The sequence below is a fragment of the Anaerobacillus alkalilacustris genome, from assembly GCF_001866005.1.
GTDB lineage: Bacteria > Bacillota > Bacilli > Bacillales > Anaerobacillaceae > Anaerobacillus > Anaerobacillus alkalilacustris.
The window spans coordinates 135581-149062 of record NZ_MLQR01000027.1; the positions used below are offsets into that span (position 1 = coordinate 135581).

The 13482-nt window shown below is 36.5% G+C and carries 12 protein-coding genes; 2 read left to right on the forward strand and 10 right to left on the reverse strand.

Annotated elements, in window-relative coordinates; translation table 11 throughout:
- Positions 1-239: 239 nt before the first annotated feature.
- Positions 240-1232, reverse strand: coding sequence for a LacI family DNA-binding transcriptional regulator (locus BKP37_RS10130; RefSeq protein WP_071309487.1), 993 nt, complete (start codon positions 1230-1232; stop codon positions 240-242).
- Between the two features lie 283 nt (positions 1233-1515).
- Between BKP37_RS10130 and BKP37_RS10135 the strand changes: the two genes are divergently transcribed.
- Positions 1516-1935, forward strand: a complete 420-nt coding sequence (locus BKP37_RS10135; RefSeq protein WP_071309488.1) for a response regulator transcription factor — start codon at positions 1516-1518, stop codon at positions 1933-1935.
- Between the two features lie 977 nt (positions 1936-2912).
- A complete protein-coding gene (katG, locus tag BKP37_RS10140; protein WP_071309489.1) occupies positions 2913-5132 on the forward strand; it encodes a catalase/peroxidase HPI in 2220 nt (739 codons plus the stop codon).
- 266 nt (positions 5133-5398) lie between these two features.
- On the opposite strand, the gene BKP37_RS10145 is transcribed toward katG, so the two are convergent.
- The 9 genes from BKP37_RS10145 to ehuB all read right to left on the reverse strand — a co-directional run bounded on the left by BKP37_RS10145 (position 5399) and on the right by ehuB (position 13482).
- Positions 5399-5605 (reverse strand): hypothetical protein, encoded by a 207-nt coding sequence (locus BKP37_RS10145; RefSeq protein ID WP_071309490.1) that lies wholly within the window; start codon positions 5603-5605, stop codon positions 5399-5401.
- Positions 5606-5831: 226 nt separating this feature from the next.
- The gene (gene rlmD / locus BKP37_RS10150) at positions 5832-7217 is read right to left on the reverse strand and encodes a 23S rRNA (uracil(1939)-C(5))-methyltransferase RlmD (RefSeq protein ID WP_071309491.1); all 1386 of its coding nucleotides are present in this window, start codon (positions 7215-7217) and stop codon (positions 5832-5834) included.
- Between the two features lie 303 nt (positions 7218-7520).
- A complete protein-coding gene (locus BKP37_RS10155) occupies positions 7521-8321 on the reverse strand; it encodes a hypothetical protein (RefSeq protein ID WP_071309492.1) in 801 nt (266 codons plus the stop codon).
- Positions 8322-8849 carry an RNA polymerase sigma factor gene (locus BKP37_RS10160; protein ID WP_071309493.1) on the reverse strand — a complete coding sequence of 176 codons (528 nt, stop codon included), beginning with the start codon at positions 8847-8849 and terminating at the stop codon, positions 8322-8324.
- A 231-nt stretch (positions 8850-9080) separates the two neighbouring features.
- The gene (locus tag BKP37_RS10165; protein WP_071309494.1) at positions 9081-10001 is read right to left on the reverse strand and encodes a diacylglycerol kinase; all 921 of its coding nucleotides are present in this window, start codon (positions 9999-10001) and stop codon (positions 9081-9083) included.
- A gap of 272 nt (positions 10002-10273) precedes the next feature.
- Complete coding sequence (gene ehuA, locus BKP37_RS10170; protein WP_084034644.1) at positions 10274-11128, reverse strand: ectoine/hydroxyectoine ABC transporter ATP-binding protein EhuA; 855 nt, start codon at positions 11126-11128, stop codon at positions 10274-10276.
- Positions 11129-11165: 37 nt separating this feature from the next.
- Entirely contained in the window at positions 11166-11834 is a 669-nt protein-coding gene (gene ehuD / locus BKP37_RS10175) for an ectoine/hydroxyectoine ABC transporter permease subunit EhuD (protein WP_071309545.1), read from the reverse strand.
- 3 nt (positions 11835-11837) lie between these two features.
- Positions 11838-12485 (reverse strand): ectoine/hydroxyectoine ABC transporter permease subunit EhuC, encoded by a 648-nt coding sequence (ehuC, locus tag BKP37_RS10180; RefSeq protein ID WP_071309495.1) that lies wholly within the window; start codon positions 12483-12485, stop codon positions 11838-11840.
- A 127-nt stretch (positions 12486-12612) separates the two neighbouring features.
- The gene (ehuB, locus tag BKP37_RS10185; RefSeq protein ID WP_071309496.1) at positions 12613-13482 is read right to left on the reverse strand and encodes an ectoine/hydroxyectoine ABC transporter substrate-binding protein EhuB; all 870 of its coding nucleotides are present in this window, start codon (positions 13480-13482) and stop codon (positions 12613-12615) included.

A 13482-nucleotide genomic window follows, 5' to 3' on the forward strand; every position in this document is an offset into this window, starting at 1 on the left:
GGTTCCACATTACGTGAAAAATATGTCGAAATCGTTATAAGTTTATTATATTTTCATTTTTGTTTCCTGTCAACGCTTTCTTTATATTTTTTTATCTACACTATATAGTATAACGAAATGAAATATCATACTATAACATGAAAAAAAACTAAGCTTTTCGTTAAATTATTAGAAACAAAAGCCTAGTTTTCAACATAAAAACAATCAGATTTCCTTGTCTTCACATAATAACTTCATAACTAAGTAGATTGGCGAACAATTAATTCTATCGGCAATTCATAACTTTTTATTTCCGTTTCTGGATTGTCTAGTATATTAAGCATTACTTGTATTGACTTTTCCCCCATCTGATCGACTGGTTGGCGAATCGTCGTTAATTTAGGATCTAGTATCTCTGCAATTGGTTGGTCATCGAAACCAACAACTGCTAAATCTTGAGGTATCGCTAATCCCTGCTCTTTTGCTTCAATGATTATTCCACCAGCTACTTCATCGCTTCCGGTAAAAATAGCCGTTGGACGATCATCCATTTCTAGTATTTGTTTCATAACTTGCTTACCATCTGCAATTGTATGCTGATCTACAAAAATCCATTTCGGATTGATCTTAATTCTAGCTTCATGTAATGCTTTTTGAAAACCATGATTGCGGTCTTTACCTTTACCCTCCTCATCGAACAATCCACCTGTACAATAAGCAATTTTTTGGTGACCTTTATCAATTAAATGTTTACCCCCTAAATAGGCCCCTTTCGATTGATCTAAACGAATCATAGGAGCAACCGTCTGGTTTACGTAATCATTACATAACAAAATAGGCCCATATTCTTTATATGACTCAATCATCTTCCAATCATTTTCAATTGAAGTCATAATAACTCCATCTACTTGCTTTGTTTTTAACAAGTTTAAAAATGCTATTTCTTTTTCCTTATCTTCATAACTTTGGAAAATTAATACTTGGTATCCCTTTTTATAAGCAGCCTGTTCTATAGAATTAACTAAATGCGAAAAAAATGGATTTACAATTCTAGGTACAATGACTCCTATAGTTGTCGTTAACTGGCCTCTTAGCCTTCTAGCAGAAGGGTTCGGTGTATATCCAAGCTCTTTCATTGCCTTCAATACTTGTTTTTTCTTCTCTTCGGAAACATACGGATGATTATTTATCACACGTGAAACAGTCGTTTTCGATAACCCCGATAATCTTGCAACATCTAATATAGTAGCCACTTGTCAATCACTCCAATGTTAATATAAACATGAAATCAGTTTCATATTTATTTTACTTTAGTAAGGAGACATATTGCAATGGCGGATAGTTTATTATGTTTAATAACTTTAACTTTGTACCGCCTATACCAAAAAGTTCACAAATCAATTCATTGATTTCCAATTTACAACAAATCAACATAATAAGTTGTAATTTTATAAAAATTCACTTATATTGAATACGTCAGACTTGTAATAATTAAAAGCAGATAAAGAATTAGTTTAAATAAGGAGAGGATATTCCTTGAACTTCATAGAGAAAGACACCCAAACGGTTGCACTGGTAGAAGATGAACCGTCACATGCACTATTAATTAGCTATAACCTTGAATTAAGGGGAATAAAAGTTTCACTATTTGAAAGTGGAGAACAATTTCTGAATAGTAAACAAGATCCCTTTGATTTAATCATCACTAATGTAAACCATTTTGATGTGGGTGGACTTCAGTTATATTCGGAAATTAGGAATAAAGGAATAGAAACTCCAATTTTATTTGTTACGACAAACCCTTCAATAAACAATTATTTATGTTCAGATAAAGCACTTGAACTTTTAATAAAACCATTCTCAATTAAAGAACTAGTTGTTAAGGTAGAGCACCTATTAAATAAAGACTTAAAAAAAACTGAGAGTGAAAGATTATTTAACGAGCAAAAAGCATAGGGACAATGACAGAGAAATTCCTTGTCCCGTTACAAAAAGTAATAAAATGAAATTGTGAAGTGCTTATCCACAGTACTTTCGAAGTTTTTTGCTACAGGAAAGTGGTTTATCATTTTATTAACAGTTACTGATGTTGAAATAACGTTTTTAAATGTAATATTATGAACCATAAAAGCAATCCCCGAAAACAACATGGACCGAAAATTGGATGTTACTTTTTCTGATTTGAAGAAGGCTCATAAATTAAATGAAAGAGGAAATAAATAACGAAAAAGTTCATAGAACATATTGATATAGTTGAAAAAGAATTATATCGAAATAAGAAAAACAGATGGTATTTTATTACCAAATTCTGCGGACAAATTTGTGGCGTAAGATAGTTGTTTTTGAAAAATCACACTTCGATTGTCATGATACTAAGATAAACGCTAATACCTGATAATGTGGATAAAACAGCTAAGAACATTATTTTTTCTTAGTTATCCTCTCAAATTCTTTCTTCAAAACACATATACCAATATCCTAAGCCTCCTTCCTTACAAAAGACTTGCCTCACTTCATTTACCGTATTTATTCCAAATTGATATGCCGATACCTCCTCAATTTCAATCCGTATCAAAATAACGATATACCATTAGAACATTCGATTTTTGAATTTATTCTTTAGTGTCACCGAATTTTAAGGTATAGCTTTGTCACAATAATTTATGAAATCAAGGAATATTCTTGATGGGTGTTGCCTAATATTCCTTCTCATTTGTTATGATGGGGATTGTATTGCAACTCAAAAAATTTTATTGTCAACAAGATTTTTTAAGTTGAAATAATTCTTCTTAACCTAAAGACTTAAATGTATGATTCTTACAGTCTTTTATTGTAAATGTAAATAATAGTTTATTATAATTACAATAGACATATATATCTTAGAGACCATAATTGTTTACTACTTAATTTTTTACAAAAGAGGAGGAGAAAATATGGACGCGAAAGATCATGCTAACGTTGGAAAATGCCCGTTTAACCACGGTGGTGCTACTAGTAACAATTCTAGCGGTACGTCAAATCGAGACTGGTGGCCAAACCAGTTAAACTTGAATATTCTACATCAACATGACAGAAAGTCTAATCCTACGGGCGAAGAATTTGACTATGCAGAAGAATTTAAAAAGTTAGACTACGATGCTCTAAAAAAGGATCTTTACGATCTAATGACAGACAGTCAAGATTGGTGGCCTGCTGACTATGGACATTATGGTCCACTCTTTATCCGAATGGCTTGGCACTCTGCAGGTACATATCGCACAGGTGACGGACGTGGTGGTGGTGGAACTGGTGCACAGCGCTTTGCCCCACTTAACAGTTGGCCTGACAACGGCAACCTTGATAAAGCACGCAGACTTCTTTGGCCGATTAAGCAAAAGTATGGCAACAAGATCTCTTGGGCAGACTTGCTCGTTCTAGCAGGTAATGCTGCTATTGAATCAATGGGTGGCAAAACATTTGGTTTTGGTGGAGGACGTGAAGACATTTGGCACCCAGAAGAAGACATCTACTGGGGTAATGAAACACAATGGCTAGATGATAACCGTTACAAAGGTGACCGTGATCTTGAGAATCCACTTGCTGCCGTTCAGATGGGTCTTATCTATGTCAACCCAGAAGGGCCAAACGGTAATCCTGATCCCCTTGCAAGTGCTCGTGACATACGAGAAACCTTTGCACGTATGGGAATGAACGATGAAGAAACAGTTGCACTAATAGCTGGCGGTCATACTTTTGGTAAAGCACACGGTGCAGGAGACGCAGCTCATGTTGGTCCAGAACCAGAAGCTGCTCCTATTGAAGCGCAAGGATTAGGTTGGTTAAGCACACACGGCAAGGGCATTGGTCGTGACACAATCACTAGCGGTATTGAAGGTGCTTGGACTGCTAATCCAACACAGTGGGATAACGGTTACTTTGACCTATTGTTTGGATATCAATGGTGGCTTACAAAGAGTCCAGCAGGTGCATATCAGTGGCTTGTTGTAAATCCTGATGAGAAGGACCTTGCACCCGATGCAGAAGATCCATCTGTTCGTGTTCCGACGATGATGACCACCGCGGATATGGCATTACGTTATGATCCAGATTACGAAAAGGTTTCTCGGCGCTTCCATGAGAATCCAGAAGAGTTTGCAGATGCATTTGCTCGTGCATGGTTTAAATTATTGCACCGTGACATGGGTCCTCGTGCAAGATATTTAGGTCCAGAAGTTCCAAAAGAAGAACTTATCTGGCAAGATCCTGTACCATCTGTTGATTATGAATTAACAGATAGAGAAGTAGCAGAGCTTAAAGTAAAGATCCTAGACTCAGGACTTACAGTTAGCGAGTTAGTTACAACTGCTTGGGCTTCAGCTAGTACCTTCCGTGGCTCCGACATGCGTGGTGGCGCTAATGGTGCCCGCATCCGTCTTGCTCCTCAGAAGGATTGGGAAGTTAATCAGCCACAGCAACTTACAAAAGTACTAACTGTACTAGAAGACATTCAAAATCAACTAGAAAAGAAAGTCAGCATTGCTGATTTGATTGTACTAGGCGGTAGTGCCGCAGTTGAAAAAGCTGCACGAAATGGCGGCTTTGATGTAACGGTACCTTTTGCTCCTGGACGTGGTGATGCCTCGCAAGAGCAAACGGATGTAGAAAGCTTCGAAGTGCTAGAGCCGATCGCTGATGGTTTCCGCAACTATCAGAAGAAGCAGTATAGTGTAAGTGCAGAAGAGCTCCTTGTAGACAAGGCACAACTCTTAAGCCTTACCGCACCAGAAATGACTGCACTTATTGGCGGTATGCGTGTTCTAGGTACAAACTACGGTGGCACTGAGTACGGTGTATTCACTGATCGTGTAGGCACACTCACTAACGATTTCTTTGTTAACTTACTTGACATGGGAGTAGAGTGGAAGCCTGTAGAAGGAGGCATATTTGTTGGACGTAACCGCAAGACAGGGGAAGTAGTGCGTACAGCAACAAGAGTTGACCTCGTATTCGGTTCCAACTCCATTCTACGTGCCCTTGCAGAAGTTTATGCGCAAGACGATAATAAAGAGAAGTTTGTACGTGACTTTATAAATGCCTGGGTCAAGGTAATGAATGCAGATCGCTTCGACCTTAAACCGTCTGACCTTAAGAAAGCTCAATTAACAGGCAATTAAATGTAATAGATAACCGCCGTCAGTTTTTCAACGGCGGTTTTTTATGGAAGAAACACAACAATAATAACAAAATACTTTTAACACGGATATTAGCATAGAATTATTATTTCTTTGGAAAGCACTCAAGTCAATCGTCAGTAATTTACCTAATTTAGGGGCGAATTAGTATGACAATATTACTAGTAAAAGTGTGTATTTTTGAATTCCAAATTCAACTCTATCAACGCGACCGTCTTAACGTGCATCTCTTATATTTTTACTATTTATCATTCTTTTCCTTCTACTTTTTTAAACTTGTTTACATGATTATTCAATTCATTGACTATTTCTTGATTTTGATTAACTTCCCCTGCTATACTTGTCATCGACTCTAGTAAATTATTAGTGTTTTCACTAGAATTAATTACAACATTCACACTTTCCTCTACCGATGGATTCCACCAAAGATCATAAAGAATAACCGTATCCGCCACAGTTTAAGTCCTGTATTTCCTGCTCCATTCCGATCATCGTCCCTTTATTAAATTATAAGGAATTAAGTTGTTTTTTCTATTTTTCTTTTTAAGTTTCACTACTGGACATTATCCGTCCCTTGCGTAATATAAGTGTTATTCCTCAATCTTTCCTGTTTGCTGAACAATTGCAAACAAAAGAACAGACCATTAAATTTTAATTAAATGGTCTGTTGAAGATCAACGATTATTCCTCATTATTTAATTCAATCCTAGCAACCGCCTCACAATGTGTCGTATGTGGAAACATATCCACCGGCTGCACTTCGACCGTCTTATAACCACCATCTTCTAACACTCGTAAATCTCTCGCTAATGTTGCCGGATTACATGATACATAGACCACTCGCTTTGGTTTCATTTTGATAATCGTATCAAGTAAAGCTTCATCACAGCCTTTTCGTGGTGGATCAACAACGATGGTATCGGCTCTAATTCCTTGGGTGTACCACCATGGGATAACTTTTTCTGCTCCGCCAACGGCAAAATCGACGTTCGTCATTCCGTTTAATTTCGCGTTTCGTTTTGCATCATCAATTGCTTCTGGAACTATTTCTACACCGTAAACATGACGAGCTTTTTGTGCTAAAAATAATGAGATTGTTCCGATTCCGCAATAAGCATCAATCACCGTTTCACTACCATTTAGCTTGGCATATTCTAATGCTTTATCATAAAGGACCTTTGTTTGTCCTGGGTTTACTTGATAAAACGAACGGGCCGAGATGGCAAATTTCACATCACCAATCGTGTCATAGATATATTCTTCTCCCCATAATACATCAGTTTGATCTCCAAAAATGACGTTTGTGCGTTTTGTATTAATATTTTGAACAATTGAAGTTACGTTTGGAAGCTGTTCTCTAATACCTTCTATTAATTTCGTTTTATTTGGCAGTTCTTTTGATCTTGTCACTAATACAACCATTAATTGGCCTGTGTTTACTCCATAACGAGCAACAACATGGCGTAATGTGCCTTTATGTTTTTTTTCATCATAGCCACGAACACCAAATTTACTTGCAACTTCTTTTACTGCTTGGACGACTTTATCGTTTTCTTCGTGTTGGATTAAACAAGCGTTCATATCAATAATTTCATGGCTTCTTTCTTGATAAAACCCTGCAATTAAACCTCCTTCACGCTCTGCGAACGGAACTTGCGCTTTGTTTCGATAACGCCAAGGATCGCTCATTCCCAATGTCGGATGAACGGTCACATCTGTAATTTTTCCGATCCGCTCTAAAACATCTCGGACTTGTTTTTGTTTTTGCTTCAATTGTCCTTCATAGCTTAAATGCTGCAGTTGACAACCGCCACAGTTTTGAAAAATAGGGCAAGGAATATCATCAATCCGCTCATCGCTTTTTTCTAATACTTCGACGAGCTTTCCAAATCCATAACCTTTATTTACTTTAATGACCTTTACCCTCGCTCGTTCACCAGGAAGTGCTTTTGGAATAAAAAGCGCATACCCATCAATTTTGGCAACTCCTGCTCCTTCATGGGTTAAATCTTCTATTGTAACTTCTACTATTTCATTTTTAGTAACTGGTGCAATTCCTTTTGTCATTTTTCATTTCGACTTCCTTTACGTTCTATTTATACTAGTGTTGATTTTATCATAAAAAAAACAAGAAATGCCAACTGAGTAAATTTCAAAATTTAGTAGCCAAGAAAAGCGCAAGCGCCTTGGTCACGAGCGATAGGCACTGGAAGGCCTTTTCGGAAGCCGCTCTTTGGCTTCCGAAAAGGACTGAAGTGACCGAGCTCGTAGGCGCTGAAGCTAGACAGTTTCCAAGTTAGAAATTTATAAATTCTGATTATGGAACAAAAAAGAGTAGAAATATTTCTACTCTTTTTTGTTAGTTTGTTATTATTCGACCACTTCAACAATTTTAAATTCATTTAGCATATGATCAAATCTCATACCATGGCCTTCAGCTGCTTCAAGGAAGAATTTTTGTTCGATAATAAAGCTACCTTCTTTTTCGTTTGAAACAATGTACACTTGAGTTACTGGACTATTCCATTCGTACCCATCAATCGCATGAATGAATAGGCCATCAACCGGCTCAGTGACGTTAGTAATTTCATCAACAGTAGCAAACGATTTTTTTAACTCAGAATGAATTTCATCTGCTAGTTGTTGTGGCGTCTTATCTTCTACTTGTCTGATTGACATTGATACTTCCGGATATCTTTCGTCTAATTCCTCTTTAAAGACAATTGTATCTACACCATTTTCTTTGACCATTTCATATCTTTCGGCATCTATATAAATGATGTATCCAGTTTCCCCTTCTTCTAACACTACTTCTTTTTCTTCTGGCATACCTTCCATTTCTTCGACTACTTGTTTTTGTGGTGCAAAATATTCTCTAATATTATTAACAAAAGCCTGACCTGTATCTGTAGATGTTGCAAAAATCCCCAGTAACAACGCAGCCGCAACCGTACCTGTTACCCAACCTTTTGACTTCCTATTCTTTCTTACATTTTGTTCAGTTTTCATGTTGTTCTCCTCCATGTTAGTTATTTTATTTCTATTATTCTCTTCACTAAAATCGAGTTTCTTCTCAATGTTTTTCCAAATCTCAGCTTTCTGCTGAAGAGATTCATCTGTATTTTTTAGTAAGCTTTCTTTTATTTTTTTATCGACGTTTTTATCTTTCATTTAGTTCGCCTCCTTCTTGGCTTCTAAAAACTGTTTCAGTTTTTGTCTTCCTTTAAACAATCTTGATTTAATTGTGTTCACGTTTTCCTCTAATATATTTGCGATTTCTTGTTCTTTAAATCCATTTAAATACTTTAAAACAATCGGTATTCGGTTGTGTGGTTCAAGTCCTTTAATGGCATCGTATAAATCTTCGTATTCAACGAAGTCATGATCTGTTTGCGTTTGTTCACGTTCAATAATTTCAGCTACACTAACTACCTTTGAGTTCTTTTTCAAAATTCGATTACATTCATTTATTAAAATTTTATAAAACCATGGTTTAAACGGTCGGTCTCCCTCATATAAGTGGATATTTTGATAAACACGGATAAAGGTTTCTTGGACTGCATCACCAGCGTAGGTTGCTTGACGGTTCATGACGATCGTTGCTACGCGAATCGCATAATCGAAATATTTGTCATATAAATCTTTAAAGGCAGTTTGGTTGCCACTTTGTATTTCTTTAATCAATTCTTGTTCACTCATTCTTTCGACTCCTTTCTGTATTTTGTTTTAACCAACACTTATAAAACTTTCTGAGACGGACAGCATAGGTAAGTCTTGACTGTACTTAAATCATCAATCATGTTAACTTTGTTCTTTCACTTTATATACCCACACATTTATAGAAAAGTTTTTAAAAACCAAAAATAATTTTATCCAAAATTACCCTCTTAAAGTTTCTCAAAATAAAAAGGACTATTACATTTTTTGTAATTAGTCCTCAAGTTCTTCGTATTTTCGAAAGCGTTTTTCTGGTACGAAAAGTTGAAAGTGATGCCTTAAGTTAACAAACTCTCCTGGTAGTGTGCCACCATATTCTCCATCTAAATTTAGATGAACTACTTCTTCTGCCACATAAACTTTAATTCTATTTGCTTGTACATAGACGACGGATGGGTCATTAATGTGTTCACCACGAACAGCATTACTCACCAATCGAACGAAGTCTGCTAAAGTTGTTTTTTTCAAAATGATTAAGTCAAACATCCCATCATTTAATGATGCTTTAGGTGCAAGCTTTTCGAAACCACCTACTGAGTTTGTATTGGAAACGAGAAACAACATAATCTCGTCCTCAAAAAGTTTACCATCGTACTCAATTCGAGCTTTAACCGGATGAATTTTCGGAAGCTTTTCAATTCCTTTTGCATAATACGCAAGTTGACCAATCATCGTCTTTAGCTTACTAGGTACTTCATACGTTAATTCGGTTAGTGTACCACCGCCAGCGATGTTAATAAAATAATGGTCACCTACTTTACCAATATCAATCGGCATTTCAAAACCTTCGCAAATCACATCACACGCTGCTTCTATCGATTTCGGTACTTCAATCGCTCTAGCAAAATCATTCGTTGTTCCTGCAGGAATAATTCCTAACTTAGGTCGGTACGACAATTCAGCTAAACCGTTAATCACTTCATTAAGTGTGCCATCTCCACCTGCTGCAATAACTAGATCAAATTTTCGCTCAGCAGCCAATTTCGCAGCTTTTGTTGCACAACCAGGACCCGTAGTAGCATGAGCCGACGCTTCATAACCTACTTTTTCAAGTCTCTCTAATATATACGGCAATTGTCGTTTTACTTGTTCTCTACCTGCAGACGGATTATAAATTAAACGTGCCCGTTTCATAAACAGTCCCCTTTTATTTATATCAAATAGTAAATCCATCATTTAACATTACGATTTCATTTTAACCTATATACGTAAATATTAAAAGCGACAGTATAGAACTACTTGAGTTACTTTCCTATTAACTTAAATCCCCATTTGTAATTACGCAAAAAAACTATCCCACTAACTGTACCATTACCTCAAACCGCAAATGAAACTGCAGTTAAAGTAATACGTACTTGATAGTTCGGGATAGTCTCTTCTATAGGATACGAAAATACTACGTGACATTAATGATCACTAGTTTGACATGTACATTGGGAATGGAAACGACTAAGAAAATCTTTTGTGCGTTGCTCTTTTGGCTTTTTGAACAGTTGTTTCGGTGGTCCTTGTTCAACAATGCGTCCGTCTGCCATGAACACTACACGGTCTGCAATATCACGGGCAAAATCCATTTCATGTGTAATTAGTAACATTGCCATTTCCCCTTCATTGGCAATATCACGAATGACTTGTAACACTTCTCCAACTAATTCTGGGTCTAATGCTGAAGTTACTTCGTCAAATAACATAATTTTTGGTTTCATAACGAGTGCCCTTGCAATAGCAACCCGTTGCTGCTGCCCACCTGACAATTGTAGCGGATAAGCATCTAATTTTGAATCTAAACCAACTTTTGTTAGCATTTCAATCGCATTTGCTTTCGCTTCTTCTTTAGGAATTTTTAACACATGTACTTGAGCTTCCATAACATTACGTAAAATCGTCATGTGTGGAAACAAATTATATTGTTGAAAAACCATACCAATTTTCCCGCGAACCTTTTGGAAGTGCTTTTCATCTGCTGGAACTAGCTTTCCTTTTACTTCTTTATGCCATAATTGTTCACCTTCTACCTCGATTGTACCTGCTGAGGGATTTTCAAGTGTCATCAACATTCTTGCTAGGGTCGTTTTACCAGATCCACTAGGACCAATAATCGCAACCTTCTCCCCAGGATAGATATTAAAATCAATATTTTTTAAGATTTCAACATCACCAAACGATTTACAAATATCCCGATATTTAACAATCGGTGTTCCTAATAACGGCTCTTCTACACCTGTTTCTTCAAAATGACGAATGGATAATAGTTGACTCATATATATATCGACCCCTTTACTTATTTTTTGAAAAAACTTATGAAATGACTCGCCCAAATCGTTGATTCGTTTTTTTCTCAAGATACCGAATAGCTAAAGAAGCAGGGTAACTTAGTAATAAAAACAAAATACCGACAATTGTAAATGCTTCTAAATATCGAAATGAACTAGAACCTATCATTTTAGCCATTTGCATCATTTCAACTAACGTAATTGCTGATAATAAAGGTGTTTCTTTAAACATGACAATAAAGTAATTTCCTAGCATCGGAATGATTGGGGGAACAGCTTGAGGTAAAATAATTCTAGTAAACATTTTAACCTTTGAAAAATTTAAAGCTGCACTTGCTTCCCATTGACCTTTAGGAATGGCATCTAATCCCGAGCGATAAACCTCGGCTAAGTACGTACTATAATGCAAACCTAACCCTAAAACACCGGCACTAAAAGGTGATAACGCAATACCAACACTAGGTAATACGTAAAAGATAAAAAATAACTGAACTAACAATGGTGTACTGCGAACAAATTCGACGATACAAGTAACAACGATTACGAGCGGTTTAAATGATGATCTTTTAGCGATCGCCCAAACTAAACCTAGAATTGCCGCGATAAAAAACCCGACTATCGTTGCTGCAATTGTAATTCCCATTGCCTTAAGTAATTGCGGCATAATTGATACAGCAAATTCCCAATCCCACATCATCTAGACCCTCCCTACTGATATTTTTTTCTCAAACCAACGAACTCCTAAAGTAATTGGATAAGCAATGATAAAGTAGAACACGAGTAACATCGTGAAAATCTCAATTGTTTGCATCGTTGCAGTTCGTAAGGCCATCGCTTGGAACGTTAAATCTGATAAAGTAACGAGTGATACTAAAGCTGTTCCTTTTAATAATTCAATTAATAAATTTCCAAAGGTTGGAACCATTAAGAGCAAAGCTTGAGGTAAAATTACATATCTCATTCGTTGAAAAGGGGTCATATTAAGAGCAATTGTTGCTTCCGTTTGTCCTTTTGAAACAGATAAAATTGAGCTTCTTACAACTTCTGCACCATAAGCACCGTAATTAAGTCCAAGCGCTAAAACCCCTGCTGTCATCGCAGCTAAACTAATTCCCAATACCGGTAATGCAAAATATAGCCAAAATAATTGTATGAGTAATGAAGTTCCTCTGAAAAACTCGATATATACACTTGCAAAAAATCGTACAATTTTAGATTTCGATAATTTCATAAAGCCGAACAAAAACGATAGAATAAACGCTAGAATAGTAGAATAAAACATCACTTGTAACGTTACACTAGCACCACTTAAAAGTGGTTTAATAAAATCTGTCATAGAGTACATAGTTTGATCCCTCACTTTCTTTCATTTCAAAGGTAACAGTGTTAAACCTTTATACTTTATTCTACTTTTCTATATAGGTCAGGTGATGCCTGTCACCACCCGACGATTAATAGATTTTATCGAAAATTTATTTTGTTAAAGAATCTACAGTAGCATCACCTGGAAGTTCTTGCTCGGTAAAGCCGAATTGTTCTAAAATTTCTAGTAGTTCTCCTGATTCTTTAAGTTTCTCAAGCTCTGCATTAAAGACGTCAACAAAATCTGTTTCACCTTTACGGAATGCTGTTGCACCGTATCCACGAACATTTACTCCATCGATGACAGGTTGAACAAAATCCATCACTCGTTCAACTCGATCATTATTCGCTGCATCCAAAACAGCTTGTAATGATGGCCCTGTCATAGCTATGACATCAACTCGACCAGCGATAAGTGCGTCTAGGGCACTTGGATTATCAGGAACGATATGAATTTGACTTTCTTTCACACCTACACTAGTTAAATAATTAAATTGAATGGCACCACCCATAACAGCAACTTTAACGTCACTATTATTTACGATATCCTCGTAGCTTTTTATATTTATTGGGTTTCCTGCTACAACAGCAATTCCTTCACCAATGCTATACTCAGGGTTAGCAAAGTCAACTTCCTTGGCACGATCAGCAGTAATGTACATACCAGCGGTAATCATGTCAAAACGGTTAGCCTTTAAACCTGGAATAAGAGAACCAAACTCTGTGAGGACTCCGTTCATTTCTTCAATCCCTAATCTTTGTAAGATTACTCGGGCAATTTCCACTGCTTCACCCGTTAACTTTCCATCTGGTGTCGCATACGCGTACGGTGCTTCATTTGCAAAACCTACCGTGACAAAGCCTTCTCTTTTTACTTTTTCAAAGGTTGTTTCTTGTGTCGCTGCTTCTTCTGAAGATCCACATCCTAGTAAACTTACAAGTGAGATTGCTACTACTATCGACAGTAACCATTTCTTCAT